We start from the raw sequence: 18,823 nt of genomic DNA, 5'->3' as shown, positions 1-18,823 counted from the left end.
CTAAAGCGGGAAAACCGGAATCACCGCCCAAAGACCTTTCCGGGTCTTGCCCGGCGCAAAGCTGCCTTTCGCCGCAGCACAGCAGAACATAAAGAAGAAATCAGGAGAAACGTCGTGAACGATGCCAAGCTATTGATCAACAACGAAGCCGTGAATGCCACCAGCAACCGGACATTCGAACGCAAGAACCCGGTCACCGGCAAGGTCGCAACCTCTGCTGCTGCCGCCAGCCTCGCCGATGCGCGCAAGGCCGCCGATGCCGCCGCCGCCGCATTCCCTGAATGGTCAAAAATGGGTCCGGGCGCACGGCGCAAGATTTTGCTCAAAGCCGCCGACATCATGGAAGCCAAAGGCGACGAGTTTGGTCGTCTCGTCCTTGAAGAAACCGGCAGTACCCGCATGTGGGGCGGTTTCAACGCCCATCTTGCGGCCAATATGCTGCGCGAGGCCGGTGCAATGACAACCCAGATTCAGGGCAACCTGATCCCGTCCGACACGCCGGGCCTGATGGCCATGGGCATTCGACAGCCGGTTGGCGTGGTTCTGGGCATTGCGCCATGGAATGCGCCGGTCATCCTTGGCACGCGCGCGATTGCCATGCCGCTTGCCTGTGGCAACACCGTGGTGCTCAAGGCATCCGAACTGTGCCCCGCCCTGCATCGCCTGATCGGGCAATGCCTGGTCGAGGCTGGCGCCCCGGCCGGTGTCATCAATGTCGTGACCAACGCCCCGGAAGATGCCCCGGAAATCGTCGAAACCCTGATCGCCCATCCGGCGGTGCGCCGCATCAACTTTACCGGCTCCACCCGGGTTGGCCGCATCATCGCCAAACTGGGGGCCGAACACCTTAAACCGGTTCTGCTTGAACTGGGTGGCAAGGCACCATTCCTTGTGCTGGACGATGCCGACATTGACGAAGCGGTCAATGGTGCCGCATTCGGGGCCTATATGAACCAGGGCCAGATTTGCATGTCGACCGAACGCCTGATCGTTGACAATGCGGTTGCCGATGATTTCGTTGCCAAACTGGCCGCCAAGGCCAAAACGCTGACCGCTGGCGACCCGGCAAAGGCCGAACATATTCTGGGCGGTGTCGTGAATGTCGAGGCCGTCAACCGGATCGAAGAGCTGGTCGAAGACGCGGTTTCCAAGGGTGCAAAACTGGTCGCTGGTTCCGGCAAGGCACGTGATGGCGTGCTGATGGATGCGACCCTGCTTGATCACGTCACACCCGCCATGCGGATTTATGCCGAGGAAAGCTTTGGCCCGGTCTGTGTCGTTATCCGTGCCGGGAACGAAGACGAAGCAGTTCGCATCGCCAATGACAGCGAATATGGCCTGTCATCGGCCGTCTTCTCGACCAACATCCCGCGTGCGATGGAAGTCGCCAAACGGATCGAAAGCGGCATCTGCCACATCAACAGCCCGACCGTTCAGGACGAAGCCCAGATGCCGTTTGGCGGGGTGAAAGCCAGCGGCTATGGCCGCTTCGGATCGCAGGCATCAATTGATGAATTCACCGAAATGCGCTGGATCACGATCCAAAGCGGCAAACGCCACTATCCGTTCTAGGAATATCACATTCCGCAGGGGGGAAGCCCGGTCGCACTCCCTCAGATGATCGGCCGGGACCTGTGGCAGGCCGCCTTGCGTTTAACCGCGCAGGGCGGCCTGTATCGTGACTTCCAGCATGTTGGAAAACCGCGACCGGTCCTTCTGGGTAAAGCCCGCATTGCGGCCCTGCTCGCCGGTGACTTCGCGCATATGGGCGGCAATTTCACGCCCCGCCAGCGCATTGCCGATATTCGCCTCGGTAAATTCCTGACCATTGGGTCGCAAAACACGTGCCCCGATTTCAAGCCCCCGCGATGCCAGCGGAATATCGTTGGTTACGATTACATCGTTTCTAACCGCATTTTCGGCAATCCAGTCATCGGCGGCATCGGGTTCCGGTGGCACAATCACGATCTGGACCAACGGATTGCGCGACGGGCGAATACCGCCGTTTGACACCATGATCATTTCCAGACGATGGCGTTCGGCCACACGTTCGCATTCCGCCTTCACCGGGCAGGCATCGGCATCGACAAACAAACGCGGGCGCGTATTTTGGGTTTGTTCTGACATGGCGCGATCATCGCCGGGACACGATGAAAGTCAAGCCATCTTCACGCTGTCCCTATTGTCCGCTCTGAATGCTTTGCTTCGCGCATCAACATCAAAACAAAACAGCCAATCGCCGCAAGGCCACAGGCAAAAAGTGTTGTCGTGCGGAAATCAAATGCACTGGCCACAAGCCCGGTCAAAAGATTGCCGACCAGTCCCCCAACAAAAAGCGAACTCATATAATAGCTGGTCGCGACACCGGGCTGCTCGGGGGCAAAGTTTTGAACAAACGTCATGCTGATCCCTGCGAAGATGCCGTAATAAAGCCCGTCAAGCACCGACAGAACAAGAACATCGGCCAGACTGTCGGCACTGTGGATTGCCCCAAAGAAGATGATGGCAAGGATCGCTGCAATCACCATGCCCTTGCGTTCGCCGACCTTGCGAATGATTGATGCGCAGTAATAAATCACCACCACTTCGACAAAGCATTTAACGGTCAGCTCAAGACCGGCTGCAGACGGCATCAAACCAAGCTCGGTCGAGAAATAAAGCGGCATGGCCGACACAAAAACCACATTCCCGGAACCCAGCAAGAACACCGGAATACAGGCAACCAAAAGCCCGCGATTGAACGGAATCTTTGCATTGGGATCAAGCATTCCGGGATGGTGGGTCCGAAACGCAGCAGGCACAACCATCAAACAGACGCCAAACCAGATCACCGCCAATGCCGCAATCGCGTAATAGGTCACGGCAAAGCCATATGCCCCGAAAACCGTCAGCGACACCGCAGGTCCGACCATCCAGCCAAGCGATGTCTGCATCCGCAGGAATCCGTTGAATTTGGCGATATTGCGCCCGGTCTGCTCGGCAAAGAGCCGTCCAAACGAATAGACAACCGACAAAACCCCGGACCCGACACCCAGCAACACCGACACAATCGCCAGATACACCCAGTAAACCTGAAAAGTACCCAGCAACAGCATACCCGCGGCAAAGCAGGTAATACTCGGGATCACAAGGAAACGGATCGGCACACCGCGATCAATCGCGCGCCCGTATGCCCGGTTGGTCAAAAGCGTGACGCAAACCTGCACAATCGCAACAAGGCTGGTTTTCCAGGGTGGTTCGCCCAGTCCTTCAACAATATAAAGCCCGGTCAGGGGAGCAACACAGCTTGTTGCAAACGCCCCGATCAGCACCAGTGCAAGAACCAGCAACGGATATCGGTCAAGCCGTGCCAGCATGGCATTCATGGCAGGCTGTTCATTGGGACTATCCGGTCCTGTAACCCCGTCGCGCATTTCACTGATGTCCTTGTTATCGGGTGGCGATATCAAAGAACCGTTCTAGCGTTTCAACTAAAAAGAGTGAAATTTTTTCCGCGTCCCGCGATCAGGATGTCACAAAACCATCACAGCCTGTCCGGCTGCGATCACGCCAACCCACCAACAAAGCTGGCAAGTTCCGGGGTTTTCGGGTTGGCAAAAACGTCTTCGGGGGCACCACTTTCATGAATGCGGCCCTGATGCATGAAGACCAGTTTATCGCAAACCTCGCGCGCGAAACGCATTTCATGCGTCACCATCACCAATGTCATGCCCTCCTCGGCAAGCTGGCGCACGACAGCCAGAACCTCGTTCACCAGCTCGGGATCAAGGGCCGATGTGACCTCGTCACACAGCAACACACGTGGCTTCATGGCCAGCGCCCGCGCAATCGCCACACGCTGCTGCTGCCCGCCTGAAAGCTGATCGGGGTAATGCATCATCTTGTCGGCAAGCCCGACCTTGGCCAGCATTTCCTCGGCCACTTCTTTCGCCTCGGCCTTTGACTGCTTTTTCACGACCTGCGGCGACAGCATGACGTTTTCAAGTGCTGTGTAATGCGGGAACAGATTGAACTGCTGAAACACCATGCCAACGTTAAGCCGAAGCGTAAGCACATCCGTATCGCGGTCACCAACCTTCTTGCGCGCCACCATGATCGTCCCGTCATTGATGGTTTCAAGGCCGTTGATGGTGCGCAAAAGCGTGCTTTTGCCCGACCCGCTTTTCCCGATCAGGGCAATCACCTGCCCCTCCTCGATCTTAAGATCAATGCCTTTAAGGACCTCGAGCTCGCCAAAGCTTTTGTGGATAGCGTGCAGTTCAACGAGCGACATGACGAAGTTTTCCTTCCAGATGGCGGGCATAAAGCGAAAGCGGGAAACAGATCAGGAAATACATCACCGCCACACAGCCATAGACCGTAAAGGGCGCATAGGTCGCGTTGGTGATCATGGTCCCGGCCTTGGTCAGTTCGACAAACCCGATGATCGAGGCAACCGCCGTCCCCTTGACCACCTGCACCGAAAAACCGACCGTCGGCGGCACCGCAATACGAAGCGCCTGCGGCAGAATGATATAGCGCATCTGCTGGCGGAAATTCATGCCAAGGCTTGCCGATGCTTCCCATTGGCCAAGCCCGATGGATTCAACGCACCCCCGCCAGATTTCGGTCAGAAACGCACTGGTAAACAGCGTTAACCCCAACATCGCCGCGATCCAGGGCGACACATCAATCCCGATCAGCGGCAGACCGAAGAACACGATGAATAGCTGCATCAAAAGCGGCGTGCCCTGAAACAGTTCGACATAGCCGCGCACCAGTCGCATCGCCCACGGATTACCGGCGGTCCGAACCATCAAAAGCAAAAGCCCGACAATCCCGCCCAGCACAAAGGCGGTAAGTGACAGCAACACCGTCCAACGTGCGGCCAACAGCAGATTATAAACAATATCCCAAAGGCTGAATTCAGACATGACTGCGCCGTTCAAACAGGAAGTTGCCAAATATCTTCAAACCCCAGCGCAGCAGTACCGACATCACCAGATAAAGCGCGGTCGCCACGAAATAGACCTCGAAGGCACGGAAATTGACGGCCTGAATATAGTTCGCCGCAAAGGTCAGTTCCTCGGCCGCGATCTGCGAACAGACCGACGACCCCAACATGACAATCACGATCTGGCTTGATAATGCCGGCCAGATTTTCTTGAGCGCCGGTCGTATAATGACATAGCGGAAAATCTGCACCCGGTTCATCGCAAGGCTTTGGGCGGCCTCGATCTGCCCCTTGGGGATCGCAAGGATACCCGCCCGGATGATTTCGGTCGAATAGGCACCAAGATTGACGATCATTGCCAAAACCGCAGCCTGAAATTCACTTAGCTTCACGCCAAGCGCCGGAAGCCCGAAAAAGATAAAGAACAACTGCACCAGAAACGGCGTATTGCGGATCAGTTCCACATATATGCCAACGATCTGGCTGATGACGGGGGCACGCGATGCGCGCGCCCACGCCCCCAAAGTCCCCAGACTGACGCCAACCACAGCTCCGATGACGGTCAGTTCGGTTGTCAGGACAACCCCGTCAAGCAGCAATTGCCAATGCGGGACAATTGCACCGAAATCGAATTCATAAGCCATTGAAACCAAGCAATCCGGTCAGGGCTGAAGCCATCAGTCAATCAAGTCAGGATCAGAGCTTTTCCGGCAGCGGAATGCCAAGCCACTTTTCGGCAATCGCATTCAAACGGCCATCGGCAATCGACGCCGCAATGATCTCGTTGACCTTGGCTTTGAATGCATCCTCTTCCTTGTTCAACCCCACATAGCAAGGGGAGTTTTTGATCAGGAATTTCGGCTCCGGCTTGCGCGGCGGGTTGCGTTCGATGATGGCGGCCGCCGTGACATTGCCGGTCGCAATCAGGTCAACCTGGCCCGAAAGGAAGGCCGAAATCGTGCCGTTATTATCCTCATACCGTTTGATTTCGAGATCCGCCGGGGCAATTTTGGTCAGTTCCAGATCTTCAATCGCGCCGCGCGTCACACCAACCGAATGCCCCGCAAGGTCTTCGGCACCCTTGACGTCGATATCAGCCGGGCCAAAAACGCCGTTATAGAACGGTGCATAAGCATCGGTGAAATCAATCACCTTTTCACGGTCCGGGTTTTTGCCAAGGCTGGAAATCACCAGATCGACCTTGCCGGTGGTCAGATAAGGGATGCGGTTGCTGGACGCGACCGGCACCAGTTCAAGCTTCACACCAAGGTCGCTTGCGATCAGGGCCGCCATATCGATGTCATAGCCTTTGGGCTGCATGTCGGTGCCAACGCTTCCGAACGGCGGAAAGTCCTGCGGCACGGCGACTTTCAAAACGCCTGCTTCCTTGATGGTATCAAGTGCCCCTGCTGATGCGCCTGCCAGCGGGGCCGCAATCATGGCAATCGCGGCGATGGTTGATTTCAGAAATTTGTTCATTTGCCTCTACCCGTATGAAAGTGGATTATTAGACTTATTTTTAATCTGCATAAAATAACTGCATAAAATTTATGCTATTGTCCATGGGTAAATTTCGCACTTGCGAAAAATCACCAGCTGATTAAAGCTATAACCCTTAAATATATTGGATTTTTGCGCCGGATAAATTTTGATACAACTGGTCAGACCAGTTATGGAAAACGCATGACACGCATTGAAACTGCCCCAGAACGCGCCGCGCGCGCCATTCGCAACCTGATTAAAAGCAACGGCTTAGGTCCTGGCGACTCTTTACCGGCCCAGCGCGAACTGGCAACCGACCTTGGCATCAGCCGCGCCAGCCTGCGCGAGGCGCTCGCAACGCTTGAAGCCATGGGACTGATCCGGGTTCTGGCTGGCAAGGGCGCCTATGTCGCCGATCCCCATGACGGAATGCCGCGCGATGACAATCAGAAACGTCAGGCCGCGCAGGTCTATCAGTTCCGCCTTGCCATAGAACCCTATGTCGCGGGCCTCGCCGCACAGGCCCGCACCCGCGATCATCTCATCGCCCTTCAACGCAGCATCGATGACATGCAAACCGCGTTCGAGGCTGACGACCTGATCACGGCCGCCAATGCCGATACCGAATTTCATGAAATATTGCTATCCGCATCGGGCAATCCGTTATTTACCGCTGCGATCTTTCCCGCCGCACAAACCATCCATGAAAACCAGATGCTGCCCTTTGCCAATGCAGCCGCGATCAAGGCACCGTTGCGCGAACATGAACAGATCCTGCGCTATGTACGCGACCGCAATCCATCGGGTGCGCGCGATGCCATGCACTTTCATGTGCTCAGTGCCGCGACCCGGGCCAATATTGCCTTTCTGCGCCCATAAAAAAGCAGGCCCGAAAACAAAACCCCCACCCGGTTGCCCGGATGGGGGTTTCGCAAATCAGCGCCTTCGCAAGCGAAGGCAAACCGAATTAGGCAGCGGTCAGATCGTCAGCCGAAACGCGGCCCGAACGTGAGTCGGTGCGCAGTTCGTAGTTGATCTTGTCGCCTTCCTGCGGGTGGTTCATACCAGCGCGTTCAACGGCGCTGATGTGCAGGAATACGTCATTTCCGCCTTCGTCCGGCTGAATGAAACCAAAGCCTTTGGTTGCGTTGAACCATTTAACGGTACCAGTTGCCATCTTTAAATCTCCTTTAGAGTGTCGATTGGCGTTACGGCGCATCCCGCGTGGATGCACCAATCAGTTTGGAAAGCTGCCTCAGGCGATTTCGCGCCTGCTGCGGTTTCCGGAATTGTTTTCAGAACGGCGTTCGCCATTCGGGCGTGCGCCCGGACGACCACCGACTGGCTTGCCGGGGCGCGCACGACCCGGACGTGCGTTGCGGGTTGCCGGTTTGCCGGACTGACCCGGTTTACCATTTGCAGTCGCACCGTTGCCGGTTGTGCGGCGCTCGTCCGAGCTGCCAAGGAATGAAAGGTTGGATGCAATGCGGTTGTCACCGCCGCCCGTCCCGTTCGAAGTCACCTTTTTCGGTGTCCGAACCCGGTTATCGCCATTGGCGTTACGGGTATCACGGGCATCGCGACTGTCACGACGCGCGCCGTCGCGGGCCTGCGGACGGGCCGCTGCGCGATCAGGACGCTCGTTATTGCGATCATTGCGTTCGTTACGATCCGCACCACCCTTGATGCCGCCCTTGTAACGGCCGGAATTTTCCGATCCGCTGGCGACATCGCGCGTGGTTTCTTCGGTGCGACGACGATCATTGCTCCGGTCATTGCGATCATTACGACCACGGGCGTCATTGCGCCCCTGACCGTTACGGCCACCTGCACCCGGACGACCACCGCCATTCCGGCCACGCCCATTACCGTTACCATTGCTGGCACGACGATCGGGATTGGCATCGCGTTCGGCTTTTGAAATAGCGTCCTGCTCGGCGGCTGCCTTTGCATCGCGACGATCGATTACCGGGATCGACTGACGGGTGGTTTTTTCGATATCACGCAGAAGACCGCGCTCTTCTTCATCACAGAATGCAATCGCCGAACCGCTGGCCCCACCGCGTGCGGTACGACCGATACGGTGAACATAGCTTTCCGGAACATTCGGAAGTTCGAAATTCACAACGTGGGTCACACCGTCGACATCAATACCGCGTGCGGCAATGTCGGTTGCGACCAGAACGCCGATCTGACCATCCTTGAACGCGTTCAAGGCACGTTCGCGCTGATTCTGGCTTTTGTTGCCATGAATCGCAGCAGCACTGATTTTGCAGCTTTCAAGATGACGCGCCACACGATCCGCCCCGCGCTTGGTGCGGGTGAAAACAAGGGTGCGTTTGAAAAGCGGGTTATCAAGCAATTCCGCCAGAAGCTGACGCTTGCGATTTTTTTCGATCATATAGACCGACTGCTCGACTCGTTCCTGGGTCGTGGCAACCGGGGTCACCGAAACCTTGACCGGATCGGAAAGCATATCACCGGCAAGCTGCCCGATCTGCGACGGCATCGTGGCCGAGAAGAACAGGTTCTGGCGCGAACGCGGCAGCATCTTGATAATGCGTTTGATCGGCGGCAGGAAGCCAAGATCAAGCATGTGATCGGCCTCGTCGAGCACGACGACATCAACATTGTTAAGTTTCAGCTTGCCTGCATCAATGTGATCAAGCAAACGGCCCGGTGTTGCGACAAGAACGTCAACACCCGGCGTGATCGCCTTGATCTGCGGACCATGTGCAACCCCGCCAACAACAACGGCAACCGTGGTGTTCATGAAGCGGCCATAGGCACGGAAGCTGTCGCCAATCTGGGCGGCCAGTTCACGCGTCGGCGCCAGCACAAGCACACGGCATGATTTCGCCGGGGTACGGGTTTCGTTTTTGGAAAGACGGTCCAAGATCGGCAGCGCAAAAGCAGCAGTCTTGCCAGTGCCGGTCTGTGCGATCCCCAGAAGGTCTTTGCCTTCAAGGAGAGATGGGATGGCCTGTGCCTGGATCGGCGTTGGCGCATCATAGCCTTCATGCTTGAGAGCGCGAAGGACGGGCTCGGCCAGGCCGAGATCCGAAAATTGGGTCAAATAAAAGTATCTCTTGGTATTGCGGCAGCAGAGGGAAGGGAATCGGCCCTTGAATGTATTACGTCAGCTCTGCGCCTTGCATATTCTTTCGGAAAAGCCCGCGTAGTAGGGCCCTTCAATGCGGTTTTCCGGTAGATCACTCAACAGGCGAGGCCAATAAAGTCCCCTCTACGCTTCTGGAGCGATCAGATAACAAGGGCAACATGCGCAGAGTTTTGTCTGCTTGTCAAACACCATGTTTGGATGAGCCCGGATTTATCTTTCAGAGCAACCCGTTACTCGCGACCAGATCCACGTATTCATGTCGATGATACATTTGAACAAGCTGGGCGTGCCGGACACGAAATTGACTGCGGCGTTTGGTGATAGGCTTTGGGGATGAAGCTCCTTCCACTTTGATCGCCGGGTCATAATAGACAATGCTTTCCGAAATCGCACGGAGGAAAAGACTAAAATCGGTCCGCTCGCACAAAAGGACTCTGGGACCATAAGAATACTCAGGCGGTGGCTTGCGAAACAGAGAGGGGACATAGGCTGCCTTGGCATGTTTTCGGTTCCAGTGATCCATTATGCCAGCGAATCCCCAGAGAGCAGCAACTTCACCAGTTCGCGACAGGAGCGCTATCCCACCACTCATATCTGTGATTACCCCCTTCTCGCGATCATATCCCAGCAATTCAAGGCGCAGGGACGTATCAATGTGGAAATCTTTGCCAACCGAATAGATGCCGCCGAAATTTATCCTGTCGATTTTGCCGCTTTTGTCAGGATACCCATAGCTTTGCATAAAAACGGCAACACCATGATCCCGATATATCCCTCCTGTAGGCTCTGGCGTCATAAGCGTCACCGGGCTTTTCGACCGAAAACCTTTAAAATCAGAAACCCCGTATTGTTTGATCTCCCAACCAAGATAGTCCGGCTCCGAATAACCATTCGGAGTAATTCCCAACTCAGCCTCAAGAGTGTACCCACCACCGTTCGCAGCCCTGTAGGGATGACGAATCCCGTCTGCTCCAAGCTTTTGAGAAGGAATCCAGTTTCGCTCATAGATTTCAGTTAACTTGGCAAGCAGAAGCTGACGTGTATCGGCTTCGTCCGGGCCTGCCGGAATTTCAAGAAACACACCAGCCTCGGTCAGTTCGCCCATTGCCCGAAGGGCATGCGCAAGAGGATGATCTCCGCCAACCGCGTGGCAAAGGATCACACCGTCATCGGATATTCCAAAGAACAGGATACGGCCTTCATCCCGAACTCTCATAATGTCTGACGGACTTTTAGCGCATCCCTTTAAAAAGCCGGACATTCTGACTTCGGGATATTTAGGATACAAAATCAGTTGTGCGTTTGGAGCCGGATAACACCCATCCTCGTCGACCCAAAACAATCTGATTCCGGCCTTTGCCCGGTCCCGCTTGCTTCCCGCCATCTCAGCCGCATCAGTATAGACACCCTGATGCGGAAGAATGTTCAATGCGGAAAAATCACCTCCCAGGTAAACCTGGTTCTTGGAATTATCATTAGCCGCAAGCTTCTTGGCATAAAAGCGTTTCGCCCCGCGCAATTTCATGAGAGCCAGCAAACTGGCCAGAGAGTCAATCATCCGGATTCCCCTTAAGTTCCAGATTTTCCATACTACCGAAAAGCCAGACAGCCAATGCCTCGGTAACATCCCCCGCTTCCAGGCGAAATTTTCCCCTCAACGCACACTCCCAGACAATTGCCCATCGCCATCCGAGCTTCGCTAATTCAGATTCCACCCGACTGTCACGCGTACGGTTAGCGTTGATTTTATTGAGCCACCAGTCTCGACGAGTTGAGGGAAGCCTGAAAAGATTGCAATCATGTCCATGCCAGAAACAGCCGTGCACAAAAATCACCGCCCGATATTTGGGCAGCACAAGGTCCGGTTTGCCCGGAAGTTTTTTGTTGTGCAGACGAAAACGAAAACCCCGCGCGTGCAGGGCTTTGCGAACAAACATTTCCGGCTTTGTATTTTTCGCGCGGATACCCGCCATCATCTCGCTGCGTTTACGGGGCGAAACGATATCGGTCAAGACTTACTCCGCGGCGACGTTTTCACTCAGGATTTTTGCCCGCTCGGGCTTGGCTTCCATGCTTTTCAGGACATACGGCTTCATATGCCAAGCTATTTCCTTGATCACCGGAACAACGACAGAATTGCCGAACTGCTTGTAAGCCCTGGTGTCGGAAACCGTGATTTTCATTTTCTCTTCGCCACAGTCAAACCCCATCAGCCGCGCGCATTCACGCGGCGTAAGACGACGCGGATTTTTCCCATCCTGACGGATCAGAATTTCGCTACCGTCCTTGTAATACCTCGCCGACAAGGTTCTGGCCTTGTCCTCTGGTCCGCAAAGGCCGAAACCGAAACCGTTCCCCTTTGCCTTATGCTTGGCCGCGTAATCGAAAAGGTATTTCCAGAGCTTGTCAGATAATGTGTATTTCGCGTTCACAACACTTGCTTCATTTACACCCGTATCTTCCGGTGCCAGCGTATACTGCGCTTCCGGCAACTCGCCAGGCGCATGCAAGATACTCTCAAGCGTCGGGCCATTCTGCGGATCGGCAAATTTGCAGGCATCGAAGTCGAACCCGACATTCTGCCGGAAACCGACGATAAAAATGCGTTCGCGATGCTGCGGAACGTAACCTTTGCCGTCTATCACGCGTGCCTGGACGTGATAGCCAAGCTCGTGTTGCAATGCGCCCATAATGGTGCGGAATGTGTCGCCCTTATTGTGACTGCGCAGGTTTTTGACATTCTCAAGCATGAAAGCCGCAGGGCGGTGATGTTTCAGGATACGGAGAACATCGAAGAACAGGGTTCCTTGCGCCTTGTCCATAAACCCATGGGCACGACCAAGAGCATTCTTTTTTGAAACACCCGCAATGGAAAACGGCTGACACGGAAACCCGGCAAGCAATACATCATGAGCCGGAATATCTTCGGCCTCCACTTCAGTAATGTCGCCAGCAATTTCGTGGTCTACATCAAAGTTATCGCGGTAGGTCTGCTGCGCATATGTATCCCATTCACTGGTAAAAACGCACTTACCGCCCGCCGCCTCGAAACCTTTTCGAACTCCGCCGATTCCCGCGAATAAATCAATGAATGTAAAATCGTGCATCGGCAGGCCCCGGTCAAAGTTCTTTTTATATTTCAGCGTGTTTTCAAGCTCGAGCAGACATTCAGGGTCCGCTTCACAAGCACCACTATCCCATCTGGCGACAATATCAGTTGATACACCGAAACAACCGGCCACGTCATCAATTGACCAACAATTCTGTTCGCGGAGGAAATTGAACCTGTTTTCCATAGGGTCAAGCCTGCTTTGCCTTCGGGGTGAACAAAACAAGAATGCCGTATTTCCATCGCTCTGCGCAAGCAAAGAATCACGTTTTGTTCTTATGCCAAGGCGATGTCTGAAAACCATGGAACGACAGAGCGATCTTTCCGCCCTGTCGTCGTTCAAGAATTTATCGGCTCCCCGCCTCGCACGGACTGGATGCCGCACACGGATTTTCTGCTGCGCACGGGTTAAACGCCGCACAGGGGTTTCCCGCGCCGCATGGGTTATATGCAGCGCACGGGTTGGCACCGCACGGCGCTGCGGCACAAGGATTCGCGGCACAGGGATTCGCGGCACATGGGTTATAGCCCGCACAAGGATTCGCGGCACAAGGGTTCGCCGCACAGGGGTTCGATCCGCACGGATTACCCGCACACGGATTACACCCGACCGCCGGACTGTTGGCCGGGTTGGATATTGCCGGTGGATTGGCGGGCGCGCTGGTGTGATGATAATGATCAAACGCCACCGCACCGCTGGCCGCGAGGAACACCGCACCAAACAGGATTGTATTTTTCTCGCTCATGACTTTTTAAATCCGTCCATGCCAAATACCGGGCGCAGCGCAATACCGATCCAGCTACCGGCAAAGGCCATCACAAACCAGAGCCAGCCATGCACGCTGCCCGAGGCGATGCCGCTAAACAACGCCCCGATATTGCAGCCAAACGCCAGCCGCGCCCCATAGCCCATCAAAATCCCGCCAACTGCCGCCGCCAGAAGGGATGCAAACGGCACCTTCACTTTGGGCGCGAATTTGCCCGCAAGGCTTGCCGCCAATGCCGCCCCGATCACGATGCCGAAATTCATCACCGAGGTATTATCCGCCAGCACCGAATTTGAAAGCGCCTTGGCCGGACCGGCCCAGTTCCAGAATTCCCAGGTTTCAACCGGAATGCCGATACCTTGGGCGATCTTCGCCCCCCAAAGCCCGAACCCGAACGTGATCGACCACGGATGCCCCGCACTCAGAAGCGTTGCAACATTAAGCCCGGCCAGAAGGATACCCGTCCCGACCAATGGCCATGGACCATGCAGCAACCGGGCAAAGCCCGCACGCGGTGCCACCGGTGCGGTTTCAATCGAACCATGGGCGCGTTTTTCAACCCAGATCGTGATCAACGCCACCAAAGCCAGACCGGCAAAGGTCACGCCCAACCCGCCCCAGATGCCAAATTCGGTTCCGAGGCTCATGGGCGGCATGGAAGGCAGTTCAAGCCACATCGGCAAATGTGCGGTGCCGATCACAGCCCCCACGATAAAGAACACAAGCGTCAGCAACATGCGCGCACTGCCGCCGCCAACCGTAAACAGCGTCCCCGATCCGCATCCGCCGCCAAGCTGCATGCCAAGGCCGAACATGAACGCGCCGACCAGAACCGAAACGCCAACCGGTGCCACCGCGCCGACAATTGGGGTGCCAAGTGGTGCGCCGATGGCAAGCAAGGGAATAAACGCCGCCGCGGCAATGCCGATCATCAAAAGCTGGGCCCGCATCGCGCGGCCGCGCTTTTCGACCGAAAACCGCCGCCAGCCGCCGGTAAAACCGAATGACGCATGATAAAGGGCAATGCCCAGCAACCCGCCAAGGCCATAAAGCGCGGCCTGATGGATATCGACGGCCTGCGCAATCAGCAACGCGACAATCACAAACAGGATGGCCGTGACGGCTGCGGGCCCTTTGTCAAAACTAAAGCCCGAAGCGCGGACATTAAGGGTCGTTTCAGACATGGTGGTGACGCTCTATCTGACTGGAAACCTGAAAACGAACGGAACCGGGCAAACCGGTTCCGTCAAAACATCGTGTATTATAGGGGTGTTACGCCGTATTTCCGAATTATTCCGGAACAACCACGTCGCGCGACGGATCAGCCGCCCATTCGGTCATGGAGCCGTCATACATCCGGGTGTTTTTGTTGCCCATCACTTCCGAAAGGCCAAACCACGCAACCGATGCCCAATGGCCGGTATTGCAATAGGTGATTTCATCACCGTCTTTCGACACACCGGCATTTTCAACAAGGCCGCTGATCACATCGGATGCAACAAACTGGCCTTTCTGATCATCATAAAACGCCGACTGTTCGATATTGACCGCACCGGGGATCGCACCGGCACGCGCCACGACGGGGCTGGTCTGCTCGCCGCGGAACTGTGCCGACGGACGCGCATCAACCAGCGCGACACCATTTTCACGCGCCTTGGCAACATCATCGGCCGTCGCCAGAAGCTCCGGACGGAAATTGGCATTGAATGCCAAGGTCTGTGGGGCGACTGCGTCGGTTGAAACCGGCTTCCCGGCTGCTTCCCAGGCACGCTGCCCGCCATCAAGGATGGTCACCGCATCATGGCCCAGCACCTTAAAGGTCCAGTAAACACGGGTCGCCGAACCGAAATCCGAGCTATTCTGACCGGCCGGCACGACAACAACCTGTTTGTCATTATCAATGCCAAGGCTGCCGATCCGGGCCGATATCACATCAACCGGCGGCAACTGGCCGACAACATCGCCAACCTTGGCGCGCCAGCCGAACTTGCCATAGGGCGCAAAAACCGCACCCGGAATATGCCCGGCATCATAGGGGCTGCCTTCCTTGGTCAGCGAACGGATATCGACCACCACCAAAGACGGGTTTTCAAGATTATCCGAAAGCCACGCGGCATCAACCAGCGGCTTTTCGGTCAGGCGCTCGGCCTGTGCTGCCGCACCCGCAAAGACAATCGCCACTGCCGCAGCAGCAGAAAGAATAAGAGAACGCATGGGGCCTGTCTCCGATATGGTGAATTAGAAATCTGTGAAATCTATATAATCACCATCCATCTGATGTCAATTAAGATATAATAACAGTTATTTTTTGTTATAATGACAAACATTAGTGATTGAGCATCCACCGCAACCTTTAAACGCTAGGGCCGCAACCCATTAAGATACCGCGCATATTCGCGCGCAAACGCACCATGGGTTTCGCTGTTGCGCAAGGCAGGCGGGCGGGTCAGGAAGCCATGCAGGGCGGCGATGATGAATTCTGCCACCGAAGACGGTTCGATATCGGTGCGGATGGTTTTATTGAACTGCCCATGGCCCAGATGCAGCGCCAGACCGCGCCGCCAGTATCGGTAAACTCCATCAATCCGCTTGCGCAGATTTTCATCAAGTTCCGCCGCCCCCGATGCCAGCCGTGCCAGCGGACAACCGCCTTCAAGCAGTTTTGGCGCATCCTTGGTACCAAGGCAATCCACCTGCCCCATCATCACCGGCAGGATATCATCCGCCCCGTCAAGCGGCCGCAGCCACACACCATCAATATATTGCGGCAGGCATTCCTCGATCACGGCATGGGCAAGTTTGGCCTTGCCGGGGAAATGATGATAAAGCGCGCCCTTGGTCGTGCCGGTCCGTTCCAGGATCTGATTGATCGATGCCCCGGCAAACCCGGCCATGCGGATTTCATAGAACGCCGCATCAAGGATCAGCTTGCGGGTTGCCTGCGGATTGCGGGGTTGTCGGGTCGTCGCCAGCGCATTTTGCGCATGGTCGGCAATGGCATTTTCAATCGTGCCCTCATCGACCGGATCATCCGGATGGGAAATCCGGGCCAGTGCGGCAGTAATGCTAAAGGGCGGTTTGCTCATGATTTTTATATCTTGTGCCATGTTCGATAAGGCTGTCCAAGGTTCCCCTGTTTTTGCCCCAAGGTCAATATGAGAGCACATCGAACCCAACGTGACCTTGCGCACAGTATCCCCGCGCGTGCGATGATGCAGCCCCTTGCAATTACATGTAAACCAGTCTCTATTACGGGATTGCGGGCCGGTGATACGGCCCCCATATCCGGCCAGAAATAAAACCGGAAACGTTCAGAACCACGCCCGGAACCACGCCCAACGCCACCCTGACACGATTATGGTGGCATGCGATGACAGGATCGCATTCGATCGGAAAGCAGATGCATATTCATTCCATCGCCTTTGTCGCCGCCGACACCAAAATTGCCCAGGACGCGATGTATCGGTTAAAGCATCGCTATGGCCATGTATCGCCGGAAACGGCGGATGTGATTGTCGCACTTGGCGGGGATGGCTTCATGCTGGAAACCCTGCATCGCTATATGGGCCGCAAGGTGCCGATCTATGGCATGAACCGGGGCACGGTCGGATTTCTGATGAATGAATTCCGTGAAATGGACCTGCCCGAGCGCATTGCCGAGGCCCAGACCGTGCAACTGCACCCGCTTCAGATGGAAGCCCACACCATGCAGGGCGAAAGCATGTGCGCGCTTGCGATCAACGAAGTCTCGCTTCTGCGCGAAACCCGACAGGCGGCAAAACTTCGCATCAAGATCGACGGGGTCGAACGGCTGGCCGAACTGGTCTGCGACGGCGCACTGGTTTGCACACCGGCCGGAAGTACGGCCTATAACCTGTCGGCCCACGGTCCGATCCTGCCGATGGGAAGCGGCCTTATGGCCCTGACCCCGATCAGCCCGTTTCGCCCGCGTCGCTGGCGCGGCGCGCTTCTGCCGCATGGGGCCGAAGTCGTTTTTGATGTGCAGGATCCGCAAAAACGTCCGGTTTCCGCCGTGGCCGACTACACCGAGGTTCGCGATGTCTCCCGCGTAATCATCCGCGAAGACAGCAACATGAAAATCAAATTGCTGTTCGATCCCGAACACAATCTGGAAGAACGCATTCTTAAGGAACAATTCGTCGAATGAGTGCCGCCAACACCACCGCCATACCGTCTGCTGCAACCCTTGACTGGCTTGCCAAACTGATCAGCCATCCAAGTGTCAGCCTGACACCGAACCTTGCCCTGATCGAACAGGCGCAAAGCTATCTGGAAAGCCTTGGCTATCTGTGCGCGGTCGTGTTTGACGAAACCAGAAGCAAGGCCAACCTGTATGCCACCATCGGCCCGGCGGTCGATGGCGGCGTGATCCTGTCAGGTCACAGCGACGTGGTCCCGGTCGAAGGCCAGAACTGGGCATCCGACCCGTTCACCACCGATATCCGCGGCGACAAACTTTATGGCCGCGGGGCCTGCGACATGAAGGGTTTCCTTGCTTGCCTGCTGGCCAAGGCAGAAACCTTCAAAAATGCCGATCTGCGCGTGCCGATCCATCTGGCCTTCACCTATGACGAGGAAGTCGGCTGCCTTGGCGTGCCAAGCCTGGTCGAGGCAATCAACGCCCTGCCCCACAAGCCCGCCATGTGCATCGTGGGCGAACCCACCAACATGCAGGTCATTACCCAGCATAAAGGCAAATATTCCGCCCGCGCGCATTTCACCGGCCGGTCGGGCCATTCGTCGCTTCCGGGCGAAGGTGTCAATGCGGTTGAATTCGCATCCGAATTCGTGGTGTTCCTGCGCCGCCTTGGCCAAAAATTCCGCAATGAAGGCCCGCATGATGATGAATTCGTGCCCAATCACACGACCTTCCACAGTGGGGTTATCCATGGCGGCACGCAGCTCAACATCATCCCGCAGAATTGCTATGTCGATTTCGAATTCCGCAATCTTCCCAATCATGATCGCAACGAACTCAAAGGCCTGATTTTCGATTATCTCGACAACACCCTGATCCCGCAAATGCGCGAAACCTATGACGATGTCGGGGTCGAAATCGAAGTCGTCTCCGACATGCCCGGCCTCGCCACCGGGGATGACGAGGAAGTCACCAGACTGGTCATGGAACTGACCGGGGCGAACACCACCGGCAAGGTCAGCTTCGGCACCGAAGCCGGTGTATTCTCGGCAATGGGCGATATTCCCACCGTCGTCTGCGGCCCCGGCAGCATCGAACAGGCGCACAAACCCGACGAATTCATCGAACTCGACCAGCTCGCACGCTGCGAAGCGTTCCTCGACAAGCTTTTGGCAGTATTGGTACGAAAGTAGCAAATCACCTGCCAAACAAACGTAAAAGCCCCCGCGTTGGGGGCTTTTTTATTGAAAAA

Annotated in this window: 18 protein-coding genes; 4 read left to right on the top strand and 14 right to left on the bottom strand. The window is 55.9% G+C overall.

Annotated elements, in window-relative coordinates; all coding sequences use genetic code 11:
- The first annotated feature begins 114 nt into the window (after window positions 1–114).
- Window positions 115–1,572, top strand: a complete 1,458-nt coding sequence (locus BC440_RS14175; RefSeq protein ID WP_071240315.1) for an aldehyde dehydrogenase — start codon at window positions 115–117, stop codon at window positions 1,570–1,572.
- Between the two features lie 81 nt (window positions 1,573–1,653).
- Here the strand turns inward: BC440_RS14175 and BC440_RS14170 are convergent, their stop codons facing one another.
- The 6 genes from BC440_RS14170 to BC440_RS14145 form a co-directional block, all read right to left on the bottom strand.
- A complete protein-coding gene (locus BC440_RS14170) occupies window positions 1,654–2,127 on the bottom strand; it encodes a YaiI/YqxD family protein (protein ID WP_007090729.1) in 474 nt (157 codons plus the stop codon).
- A gap of 41 nt (window positions 2,128–2,168) precedes the next feature.
- Entirely contained in the window at window positions 2,169–3,413 is a 1,245-nt protein-coding gene (locus tag BC440_RS14165; protein ID WP_083379378.1) for an MFS transporter, read from the bottom strand.
- Between the two features lie 131 nt (window positions 3,414–3,544).
- A complete protein-coding gene (locus BC440_RS14160) occupies window positions 3,545–4,273 on the bottom strand; it encodes an amino acid ABC transporter ATP-binding protein (RefSeq protein WP_071240314.1) in 729 nt (242 codons plus the stop codon).
- Window positions 4,260–4,913, bottom strand: a complete 654-nt coding sequence (locus tag BC440_RS14155; RefSeq protein ID WP_007090726.1) for an amino acid ABC transporter permease — start codon at window positions 4,911–4,913, stop codon at window positions 4,260–4,262. The genes BC440_RS14160 and BC440_RS14155 overlap by 14 nt, the downstream gene beginning before the upstream one ends.
- Window positions 4,906–5,577: an amino acid ABC transporter permease gene (locus BC440_RS14150; protein ID WP_007090725.1), complete on the bottom strand. Its 672-nt coding sequence runs from the start codon at window positions 5,575–5,577 to the stop codon at window positions 4,906–4,908. Before BC440_RS14150 ends, BC440_RS14155 begins: the two co-directional genes overlap by 8 nt.
- Before the next feature lie 52 nt (window positions 5,578–5,629).
- On the bottom strand, window positions 5,630–6,412 hold the full coding sequence (locus BC440_RS14145; RefSeq protein ID WP_071240313.1) for a transporter substrate-binding domain-containing protein: 783 nt from the start codon (window positions 6,410–6,412) through the stop codon (window positions 5,630–5,632).
- A 204-nt stretch (window positions 6,413–6,616) separates the two neighbouring features.
- Here BC440_RS14145 and BC440_RS14140 point away from each other — a divergent pair, with 204 nt between their 5' ends.
- A complete protein-coding gene (locus tag BC440_RS14140) occupies window positions 6,617–7,294 on the top strand; it encodes an FCD domain-containing protein (protein WP_071240312.1) in 678 nt (225 codons plus the stop codon).
- 88 nt (window positions 7,295–7,382) lie between these two features.
- Here BC440_RS14140 and BC440_RS14135 read toward each other — a convergent pair whose 3' ends face one another.
- The 8 genes from BC440_RS14135 to BC440_RS14100 form a co-directional block, all read right to left on the bottom strand.
- Window positions 7,383–7,592: a cold-shock protein gene (locus BC440_RS14135; RefSeq protein ID WP_007090722.1), complete on the bottom strand. Its 210-nt coding sequence runs from the start codon at window positions 7,590–7,592 to the stop codon at window positions 7,383–7,385.
- A gap of 78 nt (window positions 7,593–7,670) precedes the next feature.
- Window positions 7,671–9,491, bottom strand: coding sequence for a DEAD/DEAH box helicase (locus BC440_RS14130; protein WP_071240311.1), 1,821 nt, complete (start codon window positions 9,489–9,491; stop codon window positions 7,671–7,673).
- A gap of 262 nt (window positions 9,492–9,753) precedes the next feature.
- Window positions 9,754–11,094 (bottom strand): MvaI/BcnI family restriction endonuclease, encoded by a 1,341-nt coding sequence (locus BC440_RS14125; RefSeq protein ID WP_071240310.1) that lies wholly within the window; start codon window positions 11,092–11,094, stop codon window positions 9,754–9,756.
- Entirely contained in the window at window positions 11,087–11,548 is a 462-nt protein-coding gene (gene vsr, locus BC440_RS14120; RefSeq protein ID WP_071240309.1) for a DNA mismatch endonuclease Vsr, read from the bottom strand. The genes BC440_RS14125 and vsr overlap by 8 nt, the downstream gene beginning before the upstream one ends.
- 3 nt (window positions 11,549–11,551) lie before the next feature.
- A complete protein-coding gene (gene dcm / locus BC440_RS14115) occupies window positions 11,552–12,832 on the bottom strand; it encodes a DNA (cytosine-5-)-methyltransferase (protein ID WP_063093531.1) in 1,281 nt (426 codons plus the stop codon).
- Between the two features lie 555 nt (window positions 12,833–13,387).
- A complete protein-coding gene (locus tag BC440_RS14110) occupies window positions 13,388–14,596 on the bottom strand; it encodes a YeeE/YedE family protein (RefSeq protein WP_071240308.1) in 1,209 nt (402 codons plus the stop codon).
- Window positions 14,597–14,702: 106 nt separating this feature from the next.
- Window positions 14,703–15,626: a sulfurtransferase gene (locus tag BC440_RS14105; protein WP_071240307.1), complete on the bottom strand. Its 924-nt coding sequence runs from the start codon at window positions 15,624–15,626 to the stop codon at window positions 14,703–14,705.
- Window positions 15,627–15,772: 146 nt separating this feature from the next.
- On the bottom strand, window positions 15,773–16,498 hold the full coding sequence (locus tag BC440_RS14100; protein WP_247643575.1) for a TetR/AcrR family transcriptional regulator: 726 nt from the start codon (window positions 16,496–16,498) through the stop codon (window positions 15,773–15,775).
- A gap of 314 nt (window positions 16,499–16,812) precedes the next feature.
- Between BC440_RS14100 and BC440_RS14095 the strand changes: the two genes are divergently transcribed.
- On the top strand, window positions 16,813–17,580 hold the full coding sequence (locus BC440_RS14095) for an NAD kinase (RefSeq protein WP_037992041.1): 768 nt from the start codon (window positions 16,813–16,815) through the stop codon (window positions 17,578–17,580).
- On the top strand, window positions 17,577–18,764 hold the full coding sequence (gene argE, locus BC440_RS14090) for an acetylornithine deacetylase (protein WP_071240305.1): 1,188 nt from the start codon (window positions 17,577–17,579) through the stop codon (window positions 18,762–18,764). The genes BC440_RS14095 and argE overlap by 4 nt, the downstream gene beginning before the upstream one ends.
- The last annotated feature ends 59 nt before the right edge of the window (window positions 18,765–18,823 follow it).

The sequence above is a fragment of the Thalassospira sp. MIT1004 genome, from assembly GCF_001858545.1.
In the GTDB taxonomy this organism is placed as follows: Bacteria; Pseudomonadota; Alphaproteobacteria; order Rhodospirillales; family Thalassospiraceae; genus Thalassospira; species Thalassospira xiamenensis.
This window is presented reverse-complemented; position numbering and strand designations above follow the sequence as displayed.

What these genes read in the sequence shown, in the direction of transcription:
- BC440_RS14170 (WP_007090729.1), bottom strand. Translation starts at nt 2,127, where the DNA reads ATGTCAGAACAAACCCAAAATACGCGCCCGCGTTTGTTTGTCGATGCC.
- BC440_RS14165 (WP_083379378.1), bottom strand. Translation starts at nt 3,413, where the DNA reads ATGCGCGACGGGGTTACAGGACCGGATAGTCCCAATGAACAGCCTGCC.
- BC440_RS14160 (WP_071240314.1), bottom strand. Translation starts at nt 4,273, where the DNA reads ATGTCGCTCGTTGAACTGCACGCTATCCACAAAAGCTTTGGCGAGCTC.
- BC440_RS14155 (WP_007090726.1), bottom strand. Translation starts at nt 4,913, where the DNA reads ATGTCTGAATTCAGCCTTTGGGATATTGTTTATAATCTGCTGTTGGCC.
- BC440_RS14150 (WP_007090725.1), bottom strand. Translation starts at nt 5,577, where the DNA reads ATGGCTTATGAATTCGATTTCGGTGCAATTGTCCCGCATTGGCAATTG.
- BC440_RS14145 (WP_071240313.1), bottom strand. Translation starts at nt 6,412, where the DNA reads ATGAACAAATTTCTGAAATCAACCATCGCCGCGATTGCCATGATTGCG.
- BC440_RS14140 (WP_071240312.1), top strand. Translation starts at nt 6,617, where the DNA reads ATGACACGCATTGAAACTGCCCCAGAACGCGCCGCGCGCGCCATTCGC.
- BC440_RS14135 (WP_007090722.1), bottom strand. Translation starts at nt 7,592, where the DNA reads ATGGCAACTGGTACCGTTAAATGGTTCAACGCAACCAAAGGCTTTGGT.
- BC440_RS14125 (WP_071240310.1), bottom strand. Translation starts at nt 11,094, where the DNA reads ATGATTGACTCTCTGGCCAGTTTGCTGGCTCTCATGAAATTGCGCGGG.
- dcm (WP_063093531.1), bottom strand. Translation starts at nt 12,832, where the DNA reads ATGGAAAACAGGTTCAATTTCCTCCGCGAACAGAATTGTTGGTCAATT.
- BC440_RS14110 (WP_071240308.1), bottom strand. Translation starts at nt 14,596, where the DNA reads ATGTCTGAAACGACCCTTAATGTCCGCGCTTCGGGCTTTAGTTTTGAC.
- BC440_RS14105 (WP_071240307.1), bottom strand. Translation starts at nt 15,626, where the DNA reads ATGCGTTCTCTTATTCTTTCTGCTGCTGCGGCAGTGGCGATTGTCTTT.
- BC440_RS14100 (WP_247643575.1), bottom strand. Translation starts at nt 16,498, where the DNA reads ATGAGCAAACCGCCCTTTAGCATTACTGCCGCACTGGCCCGGATTTCC.
- BC440_RS14095 (WP_037992041.1), top strand. Translation starts at nt 16,813, where the DNA reads ATGCATATTCATTCCATCGCCTTTGTCGCCGCCGACACCAAAATTGCC.
- argE (WP_071240305.1), top strand. Translation starts at nt 17,577, where the DNA reads ATGAGTGCCGCCAACACCACCGCCATACCGTCTGCTGCAACCCTTGAC.